Consider the following 21,752-nt stretch of genomic DNA (forward strand, 5'->3'; position numbering starts at 1 on the left):
CATGTTGTGCTGGGATGAGCTTTACCTGGTAACCAGCCTGCTGAAGCCGCCTTCCCCAATAGTGAGAACGAGCACAAGACTCCATGGCCACCAGCGTACCCGTTGGAAATTCAAGGAGTGTGTGAAGCAGCTTTTCTCTTTTGATCTTGCGGTTCCAAAGGATGGAGCCATCCTCCAGCAGAACGCAAACCTGAAAAACACTCTTGGCTAAATCAATTCCAATGGCTTTAATAGACATGATGGACGCTCCTCTCTGAATTATGTTGTGCAACTTAATTCTGGCGCATTTGACGCCGTATCGTAGGGGGGCGTCCATCACATCACTGGATTCCGGCCTGCGCCGGAAAGACGATTGTGCGTGAGGGCCAGTTGATCACTATGTAGTAGTTTCCGTTGCTGGCCGCAATTTCGAACGGAGTCAGCTCAGAGCACTGTGGTTCCCCCTAGCACGGTCACTCCGGCGAAGGCCGGAGCCCAGCGTCTTAGCTTGCATAAGGCTAAACCAAAGGACAGGCACTGGCTCCCGGCCTTAGCCGGGAAGACGATTGTGCAGGTAGTGAGTGAGGTTCTTTGTTGCTGGGCTCGGTGCGGTCGGTCTGTGTCTTCTTTAGATCAGTTGCTATTCGCTCAGTACTTTTTGCCGATTATGCCGGCGTGTTGTGCCGCTTGCTGTGCCGCATCAGTGAGGCCAGCTCAACCTTTACCCCGGGCATGGTGCGCTTCAGGCAGTTGGCCAGTCCCTTTTGAGCCACGGGCGAGCCGTGGACCAGCCTGATGCAGGCTGGGGGCAGCGCCATGCCGGAGACAAACCTTAACAGGTCTGGTTGGTCGGCGTGGGCGGAGAAGCCACTCAGGCTGTGAATCTTGGCACTCACCTGAACCAGTTCATCGTCGAAAGTCACTTTTCCCGGGCCGGTAAGCTGTTGCAGCTTGTGTCCCGGAGTACCAGGCGCCTGATAACCCACAAACAGGATGTCGGTGCGCTCATCGCCCGCCAGGGCCTTGAGGTAGTTGACGATGCGTCCGCCGCTGCACATGCCGCTGGCGGCCAGTACGATGGCGGGCTCTCCGCTGTGACTCAGCCGGTTGACCAGCGCCTGGTGCTGTTGATGCTCCTCGATGGTAATCAGTTGGTCGAAGTCCAGCGGATGACGGCCTCGGCTGACGCGACCTTTGGCTTCGCTGTCCCACAAGTTCTGCAGGTGACGGTAACTTTGGGTGATGCGTGCGGCCAGGGGGGAGTCAACCACGATGGGCACCTTGGCCAGTGCGCTTTCACCGAGCATCTGGAACAGCAACTCCTCCAGCTCATAGAGGAGTTCTTGGGTCCGGCCAATGCTGAAGGCGGGGATCAGGGTAGTGCCGCCGTTCCCCAGGGTGGATTCCAATATGGCGCGCAGTTTGTTGCTGCGCTCCGCCCGGTGCTCATGGCGACGGTTGCCATAGGTGGTTTCCAGCACCAGAAGGTCGGCCATCTCTGGTGGGTCGGGGTCGGGTAGCAGAGGGGTATTGTAACAGCCCAGATCACCACTGAAGGCCACCCGGCGATGGCTGTCCATGGCGATCTCGACCACGGCTGAGCCAAGAATGTGGCCTGCGGGGCGCAGCCTCACCATGCCAGGCGCTTTGCCCGGTATCGCATGCCACTGGTGGTAGGGCAGTGGTTTGAGCCGGCGCTGAATCAATTCGAGAAAGCGCTCTCTCAGATCGCGGTTGCGGGTAAAGCCCAGCTTGATGGCGTCTTCCAGTATCAGAGGCATAAGGTGAGTACTGGCTTCACTGCAGAAGATGGGGCCATCGAACCCGGCGGCCATCAGGTAGGGGATGCGGCCAATGTGGTCGATGTGACAGTGGGTGACGATCAGCGCCTCCACCCCGTCGAGGCTGAAGTCTATCTCCAGACCTTTAGGGTGACGGCGCTGTAGGTCTTCCCCCTGGAACAGGCCGCAGTCCACCAATACTGAGTGGTCTGAGTCGAGCCACAGCTGATGACAGGAGCCGGTGACGCCAGAGGCGGCGCCGTGATGCAGCAGTTTGATCATTGGATAAATCCTTTTATCCCCTACCTGTTTTAACCCTAGCAGCCTTTAGGCTGTTGGGTGGGGAAATTCAGGGGGTATTCCGGTTCAGAGGTGGTTGTGAGTTGAAGGGCTCAAAGACACTGGATCCCGGCGTGCGCCGGGATGACGATTGTGCGCGTGGGGCGGCGGAGTGCTTTGTTGCAGCCCCTGTGCAGTCGATGAGTGTTGAATTCAAAGACACTGGGCCCTGACGTTCGTCAGGGAGACGATTGTGCGTTTGGGCCGGGTAGTGCTTCGTTGCTGGTGGTGACGGAGCTGATTGATACAGAGAAGCAAGACACTGGATCCCGGCGTGCGCCGGGATGACATTGTGCGTGTGGGGCGGGGAGCGCTTTGTTGCTGGTAGTGACGGGACTGATTGATACAGAGAAGCAAGGCACTGGATCCCGGCCTGCGCCGAGAAGACATTGTGCGTGTGGGGCGGGAAGTGCTGCGTTGCTGGCATCCGTGCAGTCGGTGAGTGTCGTTTCAAAGACACTGGGCCCTGACGTGCGTCAGGGAGACGATTGTGCGGGTGAGGCGGTGAGTACTTCGTTGCTGGTAGTGACGGGGCTGATTGATACAGAGTAGCAAGACACTGGATCCCGGCGTGCGCCGGGATGACATTGTGCGTGTGGGCTGTTGAGTGCGCTGTAGTTGACGGTGGTGCTTGCTGAGAGCTACGTCCATGGGTTTGTTAGCATTCGTATTTGGTGAACTCAATCCACTGTTGTTCCCCCTAGCACAGTCACTCCGGCGAACGCCGGAGCCCAGCGTCTTTGCTTGCACTTGCGAAAGACACTGACACCTGAACCCTCCTCGGAAAACCAAACAGGAAATCCCTCGTAAAAAGGAGGATAATGTGCGCGCGGTCAACAGTTTGGGTATAGGAAGATTTAATGCGGCGATACGGTTCGGTAGTCCACTATAAAAGCGTCAACTTTGGCGTGCTCAAGTCGCTGTTTCCCTACCTGCTGGAATTTCGCACCATTTTAGGCCTCTCCCTGGCCTGTCTGATAGCCGCCAAGGTCGCCAGCGTTGGCCTGCCCTTTATCCTGAAACACATTGTCGACAATCTCGATGGCGTTGGCGAGATGGCCAATGTGACCGCTATTCCCTTGGCATTGCTGCTGGCCTACGGTTTGGTGCGCTTCTCCAACGTGCTGTTCGGCGAGCTGCGCGACACCCTGTTTGGTCGCATTACCGAGCGCGCCATGCGTCGGGTGGGTCTCAAGGTGTTCCGTCACCTGCACAACCTGGACCTGGCTTTCCACCTGGAGCGTCGTACCGGCGGCGTGTCCCGTGATATCGAGCGGGGCACCAATGGCATCAGCTTCCTGATGCGTTTCATGGTATTCAACATTGTTCCCACCCTGCTGGAGATTGCTCTGGTGGTCGGCCTGCTGTGGTGGAACTACCATGTGGGCTATGCCCTGATTGTGCTGCTGGCGGTGGTGGCTTACATCGGCTTCTCGGTGGTGGCCACTGAGTGGCGCACCGATTTTGTCCGCCAGGTGAACGAGGCGGAATCCCAGAGCAGCACCCGTGCGGTGGACAGTCTGCTGAACTTCGAGACGGTGAAGTACTTCACCAACGAGGAGCATGAAAGCCATCACTACGACAAGGAGCTGGAGCTGTGGGAAAGCGCCCGGCGCCGTAACCGTCTCTCTCTGTTTGCCCTAAACGGGGGGCAGGCGCTGATCATTGCTCTGGCGATGACCGCGGCCATGGTGCTGGCGGCCTCGGATGTGGTCGACGGTGACATGACCCTGGGTGACTTCGTGCTGATCAACAGCTTTATGATGCAGATTTTCATGCCGCTCAACTTCCTCGGCTTTGTCTATCGGGAGATGAAGGGATCGTTGGCCAACATCGAGAAGATGTTTGATCTTCTGGGCCGTAAGCCGCTGGTGGAGGATAGGTCTGATGCCAGCCAGCTGGCGGTCACCGACGGCGTCATCGAGTTTGATGATGTTCATTTCCATTACCACCCAGAGCGCCCTATCCTCAAAGGGGTCAGTTTTCGGGTTGAGCCCAGGCAGAAGGTGGCCATCGTTGGCAGCAGTGGCGCTGGTAAGTCCACCCTGTTTAAGCTGCTGTTCCGTTTCTACGAGGTCAGTGGCGGGGCAATTCGGGTGGATGGCCAGGCCATCGATTCGGTGACTCAAACCTCGTTGCGTCGGGCCATCGGCGTAGTGCCTCAGGATACGGTGCTGTTTAACACCTCCATCTTTGAGAACATTCGCTACGGCAAGGTGGATGCCACCGATGAACAGGTGTGGGACGCCATCAAGCTGGCTCACCTGGACCAGTTCATTGCCCGCCTGCCGGACGGGGAGCAGACCCTGGTGGGTGAGCGTGGCCTGAAACTCTCCGGCGGCGAGAAGCAGCGGGTGGCCATCGCCCGGGCGATTCTGAAGCACCCGCCCATCATGGTGTTCGACGAGGCCACCTCATCTCTGGACAGCCACTCCGAGCAGCACATCCTTACCGCCCTGTCTGAGATTGCCCGCGAGCAGACCACCCTGGTGATTGCCCACCGCCTCTCCACCGTGGTGGACGCGGATAAGATCCTGGTACTGGATCAAGGCGAGATCGTGGAGCAGGGCAGCCATCAAGAGCTACTGGCCAAAGAGGGCCACTACGCCGCCCTATGGCGAGTGCAGCAGCAGGAGCGGTCGGCTTAAGCTAAAGACACTGGAACCCGGCGTGCGCCGGGAAGACATTGTGCGATGAATTAAGCTAAGTGCTTCGTAGCGGCCGGTATATGTTGCTGCAGGTTCGTACGCCGATGATGCAAAGCACTGTGCTCTCCCCTCGCACAGTCACTCCGGCGCACGCCGGAGCCCAGCGTCTTAGCTCGCAGATTGTTTGAATGCTCCTCTGAGCCCTATCTATTCGAAACAGTTTTTGAAAGACACTGGATCCCGGCGTGCGCCGGGAAGACGATTGTGCGTGTGGGTTGTTGCGTGCGTTGTAGCTGGCGGTGGTGATTGCTGAGAGTCACTTCTATGGGTTTGTTGATTTGGCGAGCAGGTTCGTACTTAGTCAATTCAATCCACAGCGGCTCCCTCTAGCACAGTCACTCCGGCGCAGGCCGGAGCCCAGCGTCTTTGGTCGCACTTTGCCCAGCAATTCTTAGAATGATTTAACGGAAGCCTGGGTTTGGCTATTTCGAATTGCGTTGAGGATGGGGGGGCGGTTTCGGGTAAGTGACCGCTCGCTCAGCGAGTGCTCGGTGCTGCGCAAGGGAGGCCACAAGCAGGGTGTGGCCCAAAACAAAACGGGGCCGTTTGGGCCCCGTTGTTGTGTTACTCGGCGGTCAGTTCGCCGGCCAGCTCTTCCGGGGACATCACTTCCCCTTCGCCTGCGCGGGTAGGCACCAGGGCCACGTCGAAGCCGTCCTGAGTCATGCCGGGTACCCACTTGGCCAGGAAGTCGTCCAGCGGAATGCCCATGGCGCGACAGCCCTGATACTCTTCGGTGGCCCAGCCTTCGGCCAGATCCTCATCATGCCACAGCAGCAGGCATTGCTCTTCACCGGTGTCCACCAGTACGCAGCCCTGATCGTTGGCCAGGGTCCACACCACCTTGTTCTCCTGCACCTGGACGACAAACTGGTCAAAGCGCTCTTTGCTGGTCAGACGATAGAAGTCGTTAATCTGTTCTTCAGTCAGGGACATGGGCTGGGTCTCGATAATGGAATAGGGCGCGGATTATAACAGTTGCCGGGTTCCATAACCAAAGAGAACCCTTCGATAAGTATGAAGGTCGACTAATTTGCCCGGTTAGCCGAGCTTGGTAACAATATGGGCGAGTGTTTTTGGAGAACGCACTATGTCACTGCCAAGTCTGCTGCAGAAGACCCTGCAGCTTCCGGCCGTTGCCGCCCCTATGTTTCTGGCGTCCGGCCCGGATTTGGTGATCGAAACCTGTAAGAGTGGGGTTGTAGGCAGTTTCCCCGCCCTGAACCAGCGCACCAGCGAGGGTTTTGAGCAGTGGTTGATCACCATCAACGAAGCCCTGGCCAAGCATGGCTATGGGGCTGGCGCCAGGGTGGCCCCCTACGCGGTCAATCTGATTGTCCATCAATCCAACCCCAGACTGGAAGCGGATCTGGAGCTGTGCATCAAGCACAAGGTGCCCATCGTCATCACCTCTCTCGGGGCGGTGCCGGAACTGGTGGAGCGGGTGCATGAGTATGGTGGCCTGGTGTTCCATGACGTCACCACGGTGCGCCATGCCCGCAAGGCCGCGTCGGCCGGTGTGGATGGGCTTATCCTGGTGGCCTCTGGCGCCGGCGGTCATGCGGGTACCATGAGCCCCTTCGCTTTGCTGGCGGAGGTGCGCCAGCTGTTCCAGGGCACCCTCTTGCTGGCGGGCAGCCTTTCCAGTGGCCGGGATATTGCCGCCGCCCTGCAGATGGGCGCCGATCTGGCCTACATGGGCACCCGCTTCATCAATACCCAGGAGTCCACCGCCGATGTGGGCCACAAGAAGATGATCCAGTGCGCCAGCGCCGCGGACATCCTCTACACCCCGAACATCTCCGGGGTGGCGGCCAACTTCCTGCGGGAGAGCATCGTCAATGCCGGGCTGGACCCGGACGCCCTGGCGCCCAAGACCGACCTCGACTTCGGTCAGGAGCTGACTCCCGGGGAGAAGCAGGGCGGGGCCTGGTCGAAGATCTGGTCCGCCGGCCAGGGGGTAGGCGCCATTAAGGACATCCCCACGGTGGCCAACCTGGTGCAGCAGCTTAAAGTCGAATACAAGGAGGCGGTGCTTGACCATCACGAGATGGCCAAGGTCTACCTCAAGTAGTTCTCAGTCGCTGAGTACCGGCAGCTTGCTGATTCGGATATGAATAGGGCTCCTTCGGGAGCCCTTGTTGATCATGGTGTGTCGGTGGAGGGGGGGGGCTATATGGCAGGCCACGTCTGCCAGACATTCTTTGGATTAGCCAGGTTTGGGGATCAGGGTGGTAAGGATCAGGCTGTCTGGCTGCTGGGATTCAGCTGATGGCACTGGGCCAGCAGTTGTTCCACTTCGTTGCGCAGGGTTTTCACCTCCTGCAGCCAGGTGTGGCTGGTAGCCAGGGGCAGCAGCTTGTGTTCATGGGCCTGTTCGATGTGTGCCTGAAGCTCTCCCAGGGCTCCATTGGCGGCATTGAGGCTGGACTCACACAGCGGTTTGGTTTCGTAGCAGTTGGCCAGGTGGCTGGAAACGGCAATCACCGTTTTGGAGAGGCGCTGCCCCAGATCAGTATGGAGCTGATTGACCAGATCGTTGTGCACGCTGATCACCAACTGGCAGCTGCGCTCCCATACCCCTAACAGTTGCAGTCGTTGCATGGTTTATCCCCTATTTCCAGTGCCTTCAAGGATCAGTGTAGACAAGGACAGGACAATGCCAGTGAAAGATGGGGCACATACAAGTCAGGCTGAATCTTATTGTTTAAAGCGCTTATGGTTGGCTTTGTATCGCCAGTGTAGGTTCAAAGCCACTGGATCCCGGCCTTCGCCGGGAAGACGATTGTGCGTGAGGGTTGGGGAGTGCGTTGTTGCTGGCGGCTGTGCGTGCTGAGAGATTGCTTGTTGAATCAAGGAAGCGTGTTTAGCTGAGCTTGCAGGTTCGCACAGAACCGATGCAACACAGCGGCGCTCCCCATAGCACAGTCACTCCGGCGGAGGCCGGAGCCCAGCGTCTTTGTTCTTGAGGACTCAGCGGAGTTCTAAAGCCACTGGATCCCGGCCTTCGCCGGGAAGACGATTGTGCGTGAGGGTTGGGGAGTGCGTTGTTGCTGGCGGCTGTGCGTGCAGAGAGATTGCTCGATGAAGCAAGGATACGTGTCTAGCTAAACTTACAGATTCGTACAGAGCTTAAGCAATCCAGCGGCGCTCCCCTTAGCACAGTCACTCCGGCAGAGGCCGGAGCCCAGTGTCTTTGATTTTCGGATTGTGAGTTTCATCTCTGGAAGGTCCACACAGGGCCGGTTCAACACAGCGGCGCTCCCCTTAGCACAGTCACTCCGGCGGAGGCCGGAGCCCAGTGTCTTTGCCCTCGAGGACTCTGCGGAGTTTGAAAGCCACTGGATCCCGGCCTTCGCCGGGAAGACGATTGTGCGTGTGGGTTGGAGAGTGCGTTGTTACTGGCGGCTGTGCGTTCTGAAAGATAGGTTATTCGAATGCATGGGTTAGCCGGAGGAGTGGTAAGGCTCGCATAAGCAGGGAGTGTCGTATCCGCCAGGTTCGCACATAGCCAAAACAACCCAGCGGCGCTCCCCTTAGCACAGTCACTCCGGCGAACGCCGGAGCCCAGCGTCTTTATGCTCGATACACTGAGCGCCCCTTCAAACGCCAGAATCAGAAAAACAAAAGGGCCCCGCAGGGCCCTTTGTCACTCTAACTGGCGATTACGCGTTGTCAGACTTGCGGTCACCCATCAGGTCGGCACCGGCCAGGGGATCGTGGTACACATCGGCCTCGAACTCACCTTCGGACTTGGCCACAATCACGGTCACGGCGGCATCACCGGTGACGTTCACCGCGGTGCGCACCATATCCAGCAGGCGGTCCACACCCAGGATCAGGGCGATGCCCTCAACAGGCAGACCCACCTGGTTCAGTACCATGGCCAGCATTATCAGGCCTACGCCAGGAACGCCGGCGGTGCCGATGGAGGCCAGGGTGGCGGTGATGATCACCATCACGTAGTCTCCCAGCGTCAGATCAATGCCAAACACCTGGGCGATAAACACGGTGGCCACACCCTGCATGATGGCGGTACCGTCCATGTTGATGGTGGCACCCAGAGGCAGGGAGAAGGAGCTGATGTTGTTGTGCACGCCCAGACGGTAGTTGGCGTTCTCAATGGTCACCGGCAGGGTCGCGTTGGAGCTGGCGGTGGAGAACGCGAACAGCTGAACACTGCGCATCTTCTTCAGGAAAGTGATGGGGCTCAGGCCGGTGGTCACCTTCAGCAGAGTGGGGTAGGTCACCAGGCCGTGGATGAACAGCACCGCCAGCACCAGGAAGAAGTACTTGATCACACTGCCGAAGGTTTCCAGACCCAGGGTCAGCGCCAGCTTGGCCATCAGGGCGAACACGCCGTAGGGAGCCAGCTGCATCAGGATGGTTACCAGCTTCATCACCACTTCGTTGATGTCTTCGAAGAAGTTACGCACCCGGGCGCCACGCTCGCCGCTCTGGCTGATGGCCACACCGAAGATGATGGCGAAGACGATGATCTGCAGCATGGAGCCTTTGGCCATGGCGTCGATGGGGTTGCTGGGGACAATGTTCACCAGCACCTGGCTCAGCGGCGGCGCTGCCTTGGCATCAAAGGCCAGACCTTCGGCCGCCAGGGAGGCGTTGCCAGGCTGCACGATGATGGCTGCGGTGATCGCCAGGGTGATGGCGATGGCGGTGGTGGTCAGGTAGAACGCCAGGGTTTTCCCCCCAAGGCGGCCCAGCTTGCCCGGATCGGACAGGGAGGCGGTACCACACACCAGGGATACAAACACCAGGGGCACCACCAGCATCTTCAGCGAGGAAACGAAGATGTTTCCGATGACGCTGAACAGGCCGTCCACCAGGTAGGTTTCCACCAGCTCACTGCCTGGGAACAGGATCCGCAACAATCCGCCGATGGCAATACCGGCGAACATGCCAATTAGAATTTTGGCAGTCAGACCCATTTTCTTTTGCATTTTTTCAGACATGCAACTTCCTTCATTCGGTTCTCTTTTTTATTTGCGGCCTAAGCCTAGCAGGAACTTTGCAGGGGAAAAAAGGGGGTAAATGTAGAAATCTGCAATCACAATGGATTGATATTGCTTTGATGATGATTCGAAGTGGCGAACTCGTTGTGAGTGATTAGTCTTAAGGTTGTTGGGATGCTAAGGAGTGGTGTCCCCGGTGTGACAGGGAGTCCCATCATGGATTTTGTCATTCGTCAGATTTTTGTCTCTTTTTTTCTGATTTTGTTGGTGAGTTGCGGAGGTGGCGATGGCCTCGAGGAGGGCAGTGCAGAGGATTTCCCTGCCACGTATGCCCTGAGTTTGCAACTGCTTAATAGGTCGGGGCAACAGGTTGAGCAGTTTTTTTCCGGTGACACGCTGCAACTGGTTGCTCGTCTGAGCTCCGATGGTGCAAGCATTGCCTCCCGCGATCTCAGCATTGAGATCAGCGGCTCCAGAATGGAATCTGCCCTGACTTACCAGGTGTCGACCAATGCCGCAGGGGAGGCCCGGGTCACCCTGGCCGCGGGGAGTCTCAAGGGGCAGGGTGAGGTTCGCGGCCATTACGGCACCCAGGTCCAGGCCAGCATCCCCTTCGATGCCCAGACACTGAATCTCGACCTGACCCTCACCGACACCCTGGGTCAGCCACTGCAGACCCTGTCTCCTACCCAGCCCGGTCAGCTCAGAGCTCACCTTAGCGACGACGGTCATCCCATGGCCGATACCCTGGTGAGCTTCACCCTGGGCGAGGTGGGGGCGATGACCCCCTCACTGGGTACGGCCCTGACCGACGCCGGCGGCATCGCCAGTGTCACCCTGCTGGCGGGCAGCGAGGCCGGTGCGGGATTGGTGCATGGCGCCGTCAGCATCGATGGCATTGTGCTGAGCCGTTCGCTGGCCTTTGCCACCCTGGGAGAGGAGAGTTCAGGTGAGACCGCTGGCGGGGAGCAGTTGCAGTTGTCGCTGGTGAGCAGCCAGAGTGGCGTGGCGACCAGCCAGGTTTCCGCTGCGGACCCCGGACTGGTCCAGGTGCAGCTGCTCGATGCGTCTCAGCAACCGGTGGCGGGTCGGGTGGTGAGCTTCAGCACCACCCTGGGTCAGTTTCTGCCCGCCAGTGCCACGGCCCTGACTGACAGCAGTGGCCGCGCCAGTATCTTGCTGAAGGCGGGCAGTGTGCAGGGGGCGGCCGAGGTGGAGGCCAGTTTCGATTCGGTGATCAGCCGCCTGGGTTTTGTCACCCTGGGGGATGAGATTGACCCCAGTTCAGTGGTGCCGGAGATCGCCCTGGCCCTGTACGACTGCAATGGGGCCACGGGCTGGGATCGCAGTGCCCGAAACTTCGAGGTGTGTCAGCCCACCTCCAACATCACCAATACCCAGCCCGGGGTGATCGCCATTACCCTGACTCAGAGCGGCAGTGATCAACCCCTGGCGCAGAGGCTGGTGAGTGCAACCACCACCCTGGGTGCCATCAGCCCGGCTGCGGGCACCGCCATCACCGATGCTCAGGGGCGGGCACTGCTGGATCTCTACACCAATGGCGATCTTGGGGCAGGGGAACTGACGGTAGGCATCGCCAACCAGTCGCAGCAGCTGGCCTTCGAAGTGGGCAGGGTGAGTGTCAGCCTGTCGGTGAGCAACTCGTTGGACAGTCAGACCCTGCCGGCCGGTGGCAGCGCCATCATCCGGGTGGAAACCTTGAACCCGGATGGCTCCCTGGCGGTGGATCAGCCGCTTGAGCTGGAACTCGGTTCCCAGTGCGCGGCGGCCGGGCTGGCGGTGATCGACTCCCCGGTGACCACTGTGGCCGGGGTGGGGCTGGCCACCTATCTGGCACAGGGGTGCCAGGGGGAGGACAGGATCAGTGTCAGCGCCCAGACTGGTGGCAGCACCGTCGTCGGTCAGACTCAGGTGCAGGTGGCGGACGCGGCCATCGGCTCCCTGCAGTTTGTCTCCGTCGACCCCGGACTGCTGGCGTTAAAAGGCAGTGGAGGCATTCAGGGGGTGGGAATTCGCTCCGAGACTGCCCTGGTCAGCTTCCGGCTGCGGGACCAATCCGGTGCACCGGCCACCCAGGAGAAGGTGTGTTTCGAACTCTCCACAGAGGTTGGCGGACTGACCCTAAGCCCCCGGCCACTGGCTCAGGACCTGACCGATTGCCCCAATGTGCCGGAGGGGACCTCGAATCTCAGCCGGTTCGCGGTGGGCTACTCCAACAGTGAGGGGCTGGTGTCGGTGACCGTCGGTGCCGGCGATGTGCCGACTCAGGTGAAGGTGTTTGCGGTGTGGGCCGGCAGCGACAGCGGCGGCCACCCGGCGGTGGTCTCAAACCTCTCCGATGCCCTGGTGGTGACCACGGGATTGGCGGACGACAACAGCCTCTCCCTGAGCGCAACCCTGCTCAACCCCGAGGCCTGGGCGTTTGACGGTGAGCAGGTGTTGCTGACCATGATGGCGGCGGACCACTTCAATAATCCGGTCCCGGACGGCACCATGGTGGTGTTTACCACCGAAGGCGGCGCTATCGACGCCAGTTGTGAAACCGGCCCCAAGGATGATCGCCCCAACCCCAACGGCGCCTGCCAAGCAGCCTGGCGCAGCCAGAATCCACGGCCCTTTGAGTCTGTGACCGTCAGCTGCCCCGACGCCTCACTGCCTCCCTGCTTGGGGGCCACCATGGCCGATCACGTCAGTGGTCAGGGCTCCATCATCGCCGAGCCCAGGCCCGGACGAGCCTCGGTGATGGTGCGGCTGATTGGTGAAGAGAGCTTTGTGGACCTCAATGGCAACGGCGTGTTTGACGGTACGCCGGAGAGCTTTGTCGACCGCACCGAAGCGTTTCGCGATGACAATGAGGATGGCCATTACCGCAGTTACAGCGCTGATGGCCTGAGCGTCAGTGGCGCGGTGCCGGCCGGAGCCGTGGAGGAGGAGTTTTTCGACTTCGACAGCGATGGTCAGTTTGATGGGGTGGACGGTCTCTACACCGGCTTGCTCTGCCATGGGGATGCGGCGGCTCAGTGTGTGGACACCGGCCAGGATTCCCAGCAAGCCCAGCTGATGCTGTGGCGTAACCTGACCCTGGTGATGTCCGGCAGCGTCCCCTTTGGCAAACTGCGTCAGGTGGGCAGCGGTGGGGCGCTGCAGAGTGTCAGTCAGCTGGATCTGGTGAGTAACGCCAGTCAGTCGGTGCTGCTGTTTCTCTCCGATGAGAACAACAACCCACTCCCCTATGGCACCACCATCACCGCCTCCACCTCCAACGGTGAGCTGGTGGGGGTGACCGAATACAGTGTAGGCAGCACCAACAGCATGATTCCCATGGCTTTTGGCTTTACCGTCGAGCAGGAGACCAGCCCCAATGACCGCACTCTGGGCAGCCTGTTTATCACGGTCACCACCCCCAAGGGCAGCCCTGCCGCCTTTTCGGTGTCGGTGCTGGATGGGGGGTAATTGGACGTAGCTATATATAGTGGGACTAAGGGCAAAAAGTGCCCGGAAAGTTTGAGCTGCATCGGGAGGGGAACCTCCCGACGTGGGCCCGGGCTTACGCAATTGGGGCTGGCAGGTTCGCAGCTAGTCGATGCAATCCGCAGGAGCCCCCTCTCGCACAGTCACTCCGGCGAAGGCGGTCGCCCAGCGACTTAGCTCGCAGGAATTGGGAATGTTGTATCTGGCAGATTCGCACAGAGCTGGCTCAGCCCAGCGGCGCTCCCCTTTGCACAGTCACTCCGGCGTACGCCGGAGCCCAGCGTCTTTGATTCTTGGGGTTTTTGCGGAGGTTGAAAGCCACTGGATCCCGGCGTGCGCCGGGAAGACGATTGTGCGTGTGGGCCGGGGAGCGCGTTGTTGCTGACGAATGTACGTGCTGGGAGGTGGGTTATTGAATCAAGGGGAGCTGTTTAGCTGAAGTTGCAGGTTCGCATGATGCTTGAGCAATCCTGCGGCGCTCCCCTTTGCACAGTCACTCCGGCGTACGCCGGAGCCCAGCGTCTTTGATTCTTGGGGTTTTTGCGGAGGTTGAAAGCCACTGGATCCCGGCGTGCGCCGGGAAGACGATTGTGCGTGTGGGCCGGGGAGCGCGTTGTTGCTGACGAATGTACGTGCTGGGAGGTGGGTTATTGAATCAAGGGGAGCTGTTTAGCTGAAGTTGCAGGTTCGCATGATGCTTGAGCAATCCTGCAGAGCTCCCCCTCGCACAGTCACTCCGGCGAATGCCGGAGCCCAGCGTCTTTAAGCCGCAGAGTATAGATACTCCATGGGAGCCCGTTTTCGCTCGCCTATTAGTTAAACCCCTCAGTTTTCTAAGTCCCCAAACCAAAAAGGAGAGCGCTGGCTCTCCTTCTCTTTAGATATATGGTGCGACCTAAAACACTGGCTCGCCCCGTTGCTCAAGCTCGAAAGCTCTCTCCTGCTCCCGCTTGAGCAACTCCACAATGGCATCGACGCAGCGCAGCACTCTCAGCTCCACGAAGAAGGGCTCTGCCTGGGGGTATTGCATCAGGATATAGCGCAGCCACTGCTTAACGCGGTTGGGGAAGTAGATGGACTTCTCGCCGCCAATCTCCCGCTCGGCATAATCGGCCATCAGGGCCGCCACCTGGGACCAGGAGTAGGCGGATTCGGTGCCGCGCACCACGTTGGCCAGGTTGGGCACCGCCAGGGCGCCGCGGCCCAGCATGATGTCTTCACACCCACTCTGCTGCTGACAGGCCAGGGCATCGGCGCGGTTCCAGATCTCGCCGTTGGCGATCACCGGTATGGTCAGGGCTTTGGCGATGGGGGCGATGGCAGGCCAGTCGATGCGCTCGGCCCGGTAGCCATCCTCCTTGGTGCGAGCGTGAATCACCAGCTCCGCGGCACCGCCGGATGCGGCGGCATCGGCGATCTCCATCGCCCGATCGCCGCTGTCCCAGCCCAGGCGAACCTTGGCGGTGACCGGCAGGTGTGCCGGGACGGCTGCGCGCACCTGACTGACCACCTGATGGATCTGCTCGGGGGTTTTCAGCATCACCGCGCCGCCATTGGAGCGGTTCACCGATTTGGCGGGGCAACCGAAGTTAAGATCGATGCCGGGTGACCCCAGCTCGGCAGCAATCGCGGCATTTTCGGCCATCCATTGTGGGTGTTGGCCCAGCAGCTGAACCCGCACCGGGGTGCCAGCCAGGGTCTTTCCCCCCTGATCCAGTTCAGGACAGAGACGACGAAACACTTTTTCCGGCAGCCGTTGTTCCACCACCCGGACAAACTCGGTGACGCACAAATCGTAATTGTTTATCTCTGTGAACACTTGCCGCATCAGGGGATCCATCACCCCTTCCATCGGCGCCAGAATCACTCTCATAGCCCGCCAAACCCACTGTTATCAAGGCGCGACAGTGTACCAGCACCTTGGTGTTGCATCATCCCTAACAGGATAAAACCGTCTTGAAAACCGGCAAGATCAAAAAAAGTTGTTATATTGTGAAATAGATCCTGAGGTCGCTGGGTCTATTCTCGTAAGCCAGCGAACTACGGCGCTGGGTTAACAATGGTTTAAAAATCGAAGATATAGAGAAGGAAGCTTAAGATGAACACTATGAAGAAAACCACTGTTGCTGCAGCTTTGGGTCTGTGTGTAGCTGGCGTATCCATGGGCGCTGCTGCGGCCGATGCCAACCCCTTTGCCGCTCAGGAACTGACAGCCGGTTACCAGCTGGACGGTGATAAGCACAAAGAGGGCAAGTGCGGCGAAGGTAAGTGCGGCGGCGAAGCCAAGGGTAAAGAGGGCAAGTGCGGCGAAGGTAAGTGCGGCGGCGAGTCCAAGGCCAAGGGTAAAGAGGGCAAGTGCGGCGAAGGTAAGTGCGGCGGCGAGTCCAAGGCCAAAGAGGGCAAGTGCGGCGAAGGTAAGTGCGGTGGCGAAGCCAAGGGTAAAGAGGGCAAGTGCGGCGAAGGTAAGTGCGGCGGCGAGTCCAAGGCCAAGGGTAAAGAGGGCAAGTGCGGCGAAGGTAAGTGCGGCGGCGAGTCCAAGGCCAAAGAGGGCAAGTGCGGCGAAGGTAAGTGCGGCGGCGAGTCCAAGTCCAAAGAGGGCAAGTGTGGCGAAGGTAAGTGCGGTGGCGCTGCCTAAGGTCCCAGCCTGAGTAATCCTCTATGCAAGGCTGGCGTTTGCCAGCCTTGTCATTAGGGTCTGTAGACCTTCGCTGATTGCTTTTGCGCCAGAAGTACTTTGATGTGTTGATGACTATCGAGTTTAGCGAAGGCATCTTGATGATGCGAGCGATACTGGCGCCCTGCGGGGCTGGACTGACGACGACCACTCTGTGTCGCTCGATTTTGACGTAGGGCCACTATGCCTGCAATCGAGCTCCGTGATTGCTCGCCGTCATCCTCAGCCAAAAATTTACCACCGAAGATCAACAGACCCTAGGCGAAGAAAACCAGATTCATATGGATTAATGTTGCAGCCAGCCTTAATCCATAGGATCAGAAGGAGAGCAGTATGATTTCAGGGGCCGGACTCGGTTTAAAGCGTGAGATGGTGGATGAGTTTATCCAGGATGGGGTACCGCCCTCGGTCAACTTTCTGGAGGTGGCACCGGAAAACTGGATGAAGGTACCGCCCAAACTGGCGCGCAAGTTCAAAGCCCTGACGGAGCAGTACCCCTTCGTCTGCCACGGCCTCTCCCTCTCCATCGGGGCTCCGGCGCCTCTGGATGTGGGGTTCGTCAAACAGGTGAAGTTGTTTCTCGATGCCTATGGCATTGACCTCTACTCCGAGCATTTAAGCTACTGCTCCGGCAATGCCCACATGTACGATCTGATGCCCATCCCCTTCACTGAGGAAGCGGTCACTCACGTGGCAGAGCGCATCCGCACCGTGCAGGAGATCATCGAGCGCCCTCTGATCATCGAGAACGTCTCCTATTATGCCGAACCCGGTGCCACCATGGATGAGGTGAGCTTCATCAATGCGGTGCTGGCGGAGAGCGACTGCAAACTGCTGCTGGATGTGAACAACATCTACGTCAACAGCATCAACCACAAGTATGACGCCGATGCCTTCCTGGAGGGGATCGATGGTAGCCGCACCGCTTACTATCACGTGGCGGGTCACTATCGACAGGCCGATGACTTCGTGGTGGATACCCATGGTGCGCCGGTGATCGATCCGGTGTGGCGCCTGCTGCAGCGGGCCTATGAGCTTCATGGTCTCCACCCCACCTTGCTGGAGCGGGACTTCAACCTGCCCCAGACGCGCGAGTTGGTCGCCGAAATCGACCGTATTCACCTGCTTGCCGACCAGGTCAGAGGGGTCAAGGAGAGCGCATGATCGATTTCAAATCCCGCCAACAGGCCTTCATGGCGCACATTCGCGACCCGAATAATCCGGTGCCGGAGGGAATTCCGAAGGAGCGGATGGCGGTGTACCGCGAACTGATGCTCAATAACATCGGTAATTTCGTGGACAGCGGCTTTCCGGTACTCAAGTCTCTGTACCAGGAGGCGGACTGGGCGCAGCTGCGGGAAGCGTTTTTCGCTGCCCACGACAGCCACTCTCCGCTGTTTGTGGACATTGCCGCCGAGTTTCTGCTGTTCCTGCAGGGCTGGCAACACCGCCACTGCGACCCTCACTATCTGGAAGCCCTGGCCGCCTACGAATACCTGGAGCTGAAGCTGGATGTGATGCCCGAAGCCCTGCACCAACAACCGCTGTCGGTAAACGACGATCTCTATCAGGTGCCGCTGCTGCTCAACCAGGTGGTGGAGATAGGCGAGTACGACTACCCGGTCCATCAGGTGTCCGAATACAACCGGGATGTGGATCCAGCGCACACCCTGCTGCTGGTGTACCGCAACCTGGATCTGGATATCGCCTTTATGGCGATCAACCCCATGACCCAGGCTCTTCTGGCGAAGTTGGATGCCACTCAACCGACCTCCACCGAGGCGCTTATCCTGTCGATGCAGGGGCAGTTTCCTCAATTTGACCCGCAAGTGATCGAGCAGGGCGTGATCCAGATCCTGGGGCAGATGGCGCGCACTGGGGTGGTGGTCAAATCTCGTTCATGAATTGAGAGTGCACGCGAGAGTGTGATTGATTTGGCGGGAAACTGTTTCAAACATAATCCAATTTCGCCGAATCTGCTTGTTTGGTTGTGATCTCAAGCACACCATCCTGGGTGCGGGTTACGTAGACTGCGCTCAGGAATTCGGAGTCGGGTGTGGATTATGACCAAACACATTTTAGTGGTGGACGATAACCCCGGCAGCCGGGCGAGGATCCAGGAGGTCCTGACGGCGGCAGGGATGTCAGTGGTGACAGCAGACAATGGCATGCAGGCGCTGCTTGCGGCCAAGAGTACCAAGTTCGACGGTGTGGTGACCGATCAGGTGATGCCCATGATGGATGGCTGTCACCTGTGCCGCATGCTTCGCGAGATCCCTGCGTTTAAGCAGGTGCCCATCATCCTGTTAACTACCGAGGCCGGGCCGGCCTTTCAGGAGGAGATGGAGGAGTGCGGAGTACCGGTTTGGATGGAAAAACCACTTACGGAACAAAAGCTCGCATTAATTGCGGCGGAAATGTTACATCCGTCTGTTGCAACCAAAACTAAAGCTGCTTAAGCTATAGCCGAAAAAGGTAGTAGTCATAAAAGGCCCATCTGCTGAACCTTATTTCAGCGCAGTGGGCTTTTTTGTTGTTTTTTTGCCGTCGCATCTGCGGCGAAATGGTAAGCCCTTTAACCATGAACCAAGATAAACTGACGCTGATCAAAAACAGCATCAAAACCGTTCCAGATTACCCAAAGCCAGGCATCATGTTCCGTGATGTGACCTCCCTGATGGAGAATGCCGAGGCCTACAACGCGTCTATCGACCTGTTCGTCGAGCAGTTCCGTGATTGTGGCATCACCAAGATCGTCGGCACCGAAGCGCGCGGCTTCCTGTTTGGTGCGCCTCTGGCCATCGCTATGGGTGTGGGTTTTGTTCCTGTACGTAAGCCGGGCAAACTGCCTCGCAAGACCATCGGCCAGTCCTATGAGCTGGAATATGGTCAGGACACCCTGGAACTGCACGTTGATGCCATTGAAGCCGGTGACAAGGTCCTGGTAGTGGACGACCTGCTGGCCACCGGTGGCACCATCGAAGCCACCGTGAAGCTGATCCGCTCCCTGGGCGGCGAAGTGGAACACTCCGCTTTTGTTATCTCCCTGCCTGACCTGGGCGGTGAACAGAAGCTGGAAGCGCTGGGCCTGACCATCACCAAACTCTGCGAGTTTGACGGAGATTGATGGTCGACTAGCTAAGCCGGGCGATGTGCCCGGCTTTTTTGTACCTGGGTTCCCGTGATAGCATCAACCTCTTAACGAAGCATCGCCTTCGAAGGATTTTACGGGACATACCATGGCTTATCAGGTTCTGGCGCGTAAGTGGCGCCCGGCCAGTTTTAAAGAGGTGGTTGGTCAGCAACATGTGCTTAAGGCACTGACCAACGCCCTGGAGCAGGACCGCCTGCACCACGCATACCTTTTCACCGGCACCCGCGGGGTGGGCAAGACCAGTATCGCCCGTCTGTTCGCTAAAGGGCTGAATTGCGAACAGGGGGTGACCGCCAACCCCTGCGGCCGGTGTGCCGCCTGCCAGGAGATCGCCCAGGGTCGGTTTGTCGACCTGATGGAGATCGATGCTGCCTCTCGCACCAAGGTGGACGACACCCGCGAGATTCTGGACAACGTCCAGTATCAGCCGGTGCGTGGTCGCTTCAAGGTGTATCTCATCGATGAGGTACACATGCTGTCCCGACACAGTTTCAACGCGCTGCTCAAGACCCTTGAGGAGCCGCCTCCGCACGTCAAGTTCCTGCTGGCCACCACGGATCCGCAAAAGCTGCCGGTGACCGTACTTTCCCGCTGCCTGCAGTTCAACCTCAAGAGTTTGCCTGCCGAGCGCATCGCCGAGCACCTGAGCCGGGTGTTGCAGGCGGAGTCCGTGCCCTTTGTGCCCGAAGCCATCAACTTGCTGGCCAAGGCCGCAGGGGGCAGTGTCCGAGATGCCATGAGCCTGACCGATCAGGCCATTGCCCACGGTAATGGCGACCTGGCCCTGGCCGAGGTTCAGTCGATGCTGGGCACCCTGGATGCCAGCTACAGCCTGCGCCTGCTGCAGGCCCTGGTGGCCGGAGATCTGGCGGCCATGATGGCCACCCTGGAGGAGATCGATCAGTTTGCACCGGACTACGACGATCTGCTGAAGCAGCTGCTGGAGTTGCTCCACGCGCTGGCGATGACCCAGTTCTCTGTGAATGCGGCCCGGTTGCAGGAGCAGGGAGCAGCACTGCTGCCCCTGGCCAGCCGTCTCAGCCGTGAACAGGTGCAGCTGTGGTACCAGATGTTGGCAGAGGGACGCCGGGATCTGGCCCTGGCGCCGGATCCGCGCAGCGGCCTGGAGATGACCCTGCTGCGTACCCTGGCTTTCTCTCCGGTCACCGAGGTGCCGCCTCTGTCACCGGCATTGACCGAGCAGCCCGCAGCCATGGCTCCTCAGGCGCCCGTGACTCAGGTTGCGCCCCAGCCTCAGCTTGCGGCTCAGCCCGCCCAGGTGGGCAGCAGCGATCCGGATGTGTTGGCTGCCGAGCAGCAGATGTTGCTGGACCAGGCGGACCAGCTTCGTGGTGCGCCGGTGGCAGAGGTCGAGCCCCAGCCGCCGGTGGAGGCCGAGCAGCCCGGTTTCGCGCCGCTGGAGGAACCCCCTCAGCCGAGCGAACCGCCACAGGCCGAGCCCCCGGCGGTGGAAGCCCCTCAGCCAGTGTCTGAGCCAGCGCCCGAGCAGCAGAGTGTTCAGCCGCCACAGAGTGGCGCCGTCCCTGAGGTCGCGCCGGCCCAGGCACCGGCTGCGGCCAGCGGTCCCATGAGCCTGGTGGAGCGCGCCCTGGCCAACCGCGAGCGGCTGAGCAATATGGGACAGGCCGAGGAGCAGGAATCAAAAAAGCCGGCGCCCCTGGTGAGCGCGGCTCCCAGGGGAGGCAAGACCGCTAGCCCCACTGCCGAGCAGGCAGAGCCTGTCACACAAGAGCCGCCCGCGGCTGACGCTGAGCACCGGAGCCGTTCTGATTCCTCGCAGGCACAGCCGGTTGTGAAGGCGCCGCAGCCGGTTCAGCAGCAGTGTGTTCCGGAGTCCATTCCTCTGGAGGCGTACGGCGACTATGGCAGCGTGTCTCAGCCGGAGGAGACGGCGCCTTGCCACGAAGCGGTGGTGACCCAGCCCAAGGTTGAACAGGCGCCCGCTCAGCCGAAGATTGAGACCGTGGCTCCGCCGCAGCCTCCTGAGACGCCCGTGCGGTCGCCAGCAGCAGAAGCCGAGGCTCCACAAGCCGAGGCACCGGTGTCACCATCGCCGCAGGCCAGTGACGGCCCGACCCCGTCCGGCAACCCGGAGGATCTGGCCTGGTACCAGGCGATTTTTGATCTGGGTGTGGCTGCCCGGTCCAGGCAACTGGCGATCAACTCACTGATGCACAGGGAAGAGAACCGGGTCACCCTGTTGCTCAAGCCCGAGCAGCGCCACCTGATGCACAAGAGTGTGATGGGGCAGATCCAGGAGAAAATGGTGGCCCTGTGGCAGCAACCCATCGAGCTGGAAGTGGAGATCGGCGAGCAGCCAGGACGGGAAACCCCGCTGGAGATTCGTCGTCGCCTGCACCGTGAGCGGCTGGCCCAGGCCAAGGTCACTCTGTTGGGGGACCCCAGTGTCAGCTGGCTGATGGAAGAATTTGATGCACAACTCATCGATGAATCGATCAGTTATAAATAAACTTAGCTAACGGGTACGAATCCGTTAACATACGGCCCTTAATACCAGCGTCATTAAGTAAGTGGTCAACCTAGGGCGCCGGAGAAATTGTTTCAATCAAGGCGAGGGGCGCAACTGCTGGTTTTTCTAACAGTAAGCCCCGCAACGTAGAGTGGAGCAAT

General features: G+C 59.4%; 15 protein-coding genes. 9 read left to right on the forward strand and 6 right to left on the reverse strand.

Annotation, left to right across the window (positions count from 1 at the left end; translation table 11 throughout):
* Both G505_RS20300 and G505_RS20305 read right to left on the reverse strand, forming a co-directional pair.
* A partial coding sequence (locus tag G505_RS20300) for an IS110 family transposase (RefSeq protein ID WP_169628179.1) occupies window positions 1-238 on the reverse strand: 238 nt, incomplete at its 3' end.
* A gap of 406 nt (window positions 239-644) precedes the next feature.
* Window positions 645-2,042, reverse strand: a complete 1,398-nt coding sequence (locus G505_RS20305; protein WP_157508980.1) for an MBL fold metallo-hydrolase RNA specificity domain-containing protein — start codon at window positions 2,040-2,042, stop codon at window positions 645-647.
* A gap of 917 nt (window positions 2,043-2,959) precedes the next feature.
* On the opposite strand from G505_RS20305, the gene G505_RS0102060 reads away from it, so the two are divergent.
* On the forward strand, window positions 2,960-4,747 hold the full coding sequence (locus tag G505_RS0102060; RefSeq protein WP_028108067.1) for an ABCB family ABC transporter ATP-binding protein/permease: 1,788 nt from the start codon (window positions 2,960-2,962) through the stop codon (window positions 4,745-4,747).
* A gap of 624 nt (window positions 4,748-5,371) precedes the next feature.
* Here G505_RS0102060 and G505_RS0102065 read toward each other — a convergent pair.
* Window positions 5,372-5,743, reverse strand: coding sequence for a DUF2750 domain-containing protein (locus tag G505_RS0102065; protein ID WP_035384999.1), 372 nt, complete (start codon window positions 5,741-5,743; stop codon window positions 5,372-5,374).
* Between the two features lie 154 nt (window positions 5,744-5,897).
* Here G505_RS0102065 and G505_RS0102070 point away from each other — a divergent pair, with 154 nt between their 5' ends.
* Entirely contained in the window at window positions 5,898-6,881 is a 984-nt protein-coding gene (locus G505_RS0102070; protein WP_028108069.1) for an NAD(P)H-dependent flavin oxidoreductase, read from the forward strand.
* Window positions 6,882-7,048: 167 nt separating this feature from the next.
* Here G505_RS0102070 and G505_RS0102075 read toward each other — a convergent pair whose 3' ends face one another.
* Complete coding sequence (locus tag G505_RS0102075) at window positions 7,049-7,411, reverse strand: four helix bundle protein (protein WP_028108070.1); 363 nt, start codon at window positions 7,409-7,411, stop codon at window positions 7,049-7,051.
* A gap of 1,061 nt (window positions 7,412-8,472) precedes the next feature.
* Window positions 8,473-9,780 (reverse strand): dicarboxylate/amino acid:cation symporter, encoded by a 1,308-nt coding sequence (locus tag G505_RS20310; protein WP_051215806.1) that lies wholly within the window; start codon window positions 9,778-9,780, stop codon window positions 8,473-8,475.
* 216 nt (window positions 9,781-9,996) lie between these two features.
* Here G505_RS20310 and G505_RS0102085 point away from each other — a divergent pair, with 216 nt between their 5' ends.
* The gene (locus G505_RS0102085) at window positions 9,997-13,254 is read left to right on the forward strand and encodes a hypothetical protein (protein WP_051215807.1); all 3,258 of its coding nucleotides are present in this window, start codon (window positions 9,997-9,999) and stop codon (window positions 13,252-13,254) included.
* Window positions 13,255-14,167: 913 nt separating this feature from the next.
* Here the strand turns inward: G505_RS0102085 and dusC are convergent.
* Complete coding sequence (gene dusC, locus G505_RS0102090; RefSeq protein WP_028108072.1) at window positions 14,168-15,145, reverse strand: tRNA dihydrouridine(16) synthase DusC; 978 nt, start codon at window positions 15,143-15,145, stop codon at window positions 14,168-14,170.
* Between the two features lie 225 nt (window positions 15,146-15,370).
* Here dusC and G505_RS0102095 point away from each other — a divergent pair, with 225 nt between their 5' ends.
* The 6 genes from G505_RS0102095 (at window position 15,371) to dnaX (ending at window position 21,591) form a co-directional block, all read left to right on the forward strand.
* Window positions 15,371-15,907 (forward strand): HvfA family oxazolone/thioamide-modified RiPP metallophore, encoded by a 537-nt coding sequence (locus tag G505_RS0102095; protein WP_028108073.1) that lies wholly within the window; start codon window positions 15,371-15,373, stop codon window positions 15,905-15,907.
* 372 nt (window positions 15,908-16,279) lie between these two features.
* On the forward strand, window positions 16,280-17,110 hold the full coding sequence (locus G505_RS0102100; protein WP_028108074.1) for an HvfB family MNIO-type RiPP peptide maturase: 831 nt from the start codon (window positions 16,280-16,282) through the stop codon (window positions 17,108-17,110).
* Complete coding sequence (locus tag G505_RS0102105) at window positions 17,107-17,850, forward strand: HvfC family RiPP maturation protein (protein ID WP_051215808.1); 744 nt, start codon at window positions 17,107-17,109, stop codon at window positions 17,848-17,850. Before G505_RS0102100 ends, G505_RS0102105 begins: the two co-directional genes overlap by 4 nt.
* Window positions 17,851-18,009: 159 nt before the next feature.
* Window positions 18,010-18,405: a response regulator gene (locus G505_RS20315; protein WP_051215809.1), complete on the forward strand. Its 396-nt coding sequence runs from the start codon at window positions 18,010-18,012 to the stop codon at window positions 18,403-18,405.
* Between the two features lie 122 nt (window positions 18,406-18,527).
* Window positions 18,528-19,073 (forward strand): adenine phosphoribosyltransferase, encoded by a 546-nt coding sequence (gene apt / locus G505_RS0102115; protein ID WP_028108076.1) that lies wholly within the window; start codon window positions 18,528-18,530, stop codon window positions 19,071-19,073.
* 112 nt (window positions 19,074-19,185) lie between these two features.
* Window positions 19,186-21,591, forward strand: a complete 2,406-nt coding sequence (dnaX, locus tag G505_RS0102120; protein ID WP_028108077.1) for a DNA polymerase III subunit gamma/tau — start codon at window positions 19,186-19,188, stop codon at window positions 21,589-21,591.
* Window positions 21,592-21,752: the final 161 nt, after the last annotated feature.

Origin of the sequence: Ferrimonas futtsuensis DSM 18154 (genome assembly GCF_000422645.1) — a bacterium.
GTDB classification, from domain to species: Bacteria; Pseudomonadota; Gammaproteobacteria; order Enterobacterales; family Shewanellaceae; genus Ferrimonas; species Ferrimonas futtsuensis.

Coding starts and splice junctions, on each gene's coding strand:
- G505_RS0102065 (WP_035384999.1), bottom strand. CDS start 5,743: ATGTCCCTGACTGAAGAACAGATTAACGACTTCTATCGTCTGACCAGC.
- dusC (WP_028108072.1), bottom strand. CDS start 15,145: ATGAGAGTGATTCTGGCGCCGATGGAAGGGGTGATGGATCCCCTGATG.
- G505_RS0102070 (WP_028108069.1), top strand. CDS start 5,898: ATGTCACTGCCAAGTCTGCTGCAGAAGACCCTGCAGCTTCCGGCCGTT.
- G505_RS0102085 (WP_051215807.1), top strand. CDS start 9,997: ATGGATTTTGTCATTCGTCAGATTTTTGTCTCTTTTTTTCTGATTTTG.
- G505_RS0102100 (WP_028108074.1), top strand. CDS start 16,280: ATGATTTCAGGGGCCGGACTCGGTTTAAAGCGTGAGATGGTGGATGAG.
- G505_RS0102105 (WP_051215808.1), top strand. CDS start 17,107: ATGATCGATTTCAAATCCCGCCAACAGGCCTTCATGGCGCACATTCGC.
- G505_RS20315 (WP_051215809.1), top strand. CDS start 18,010: ATGACCAAACACATTTTAGTGGTGGACGATAACCCCGGCAGCCGGGCG.
- G505_RS0102060 (WP_028108067.1), top strand. CDS start 2,960: ATGCGGCGATACGGTTCGGTAGTCCACTATAAAAGCGTCAACTTTGGC.
- G505_RS0102075 (WP_028108070.1), bottom strand. CDS start 7,411: ATGCAACGACTGCAACTGTTAGGGGTATGGGAGCGCAGCTGCCAGTTG.
- G505_RS20310 (WP_051215806.1), bottom strand. CDS start 9,780: ATGTCTGAAAAAATGCAAAAGAAAATGGGTCTGACTGCCAAAATTCTA.
- G505_RS0102095 (WP_028108073.1), top strand. CDS start 15,371: ATGAACACTATGAAGAAAACCACTGTTGCTGCAGCTTTGGGTCTGTGT.
- G505_RS20305 (WP_157508980.1), bottom strand. CDS start 2,042: ATGATCAAACTGCTGCATCACGGCGCCGCCTCTGGCGTCACCGGCTCC.
- apt (WP_028108076.1), top strand. CDS start 18,528: ATGAACCAAGATAAACTGACGCTGATCAAAAACAGCATCAAAACCGTT.
- dnaX (WP_028108077.1), top strand. CDS start 19,186: ATGGCTTATCAGGTTCTGGCGCGTAAGTGGCGCCCGGCCAGTTTTAAA.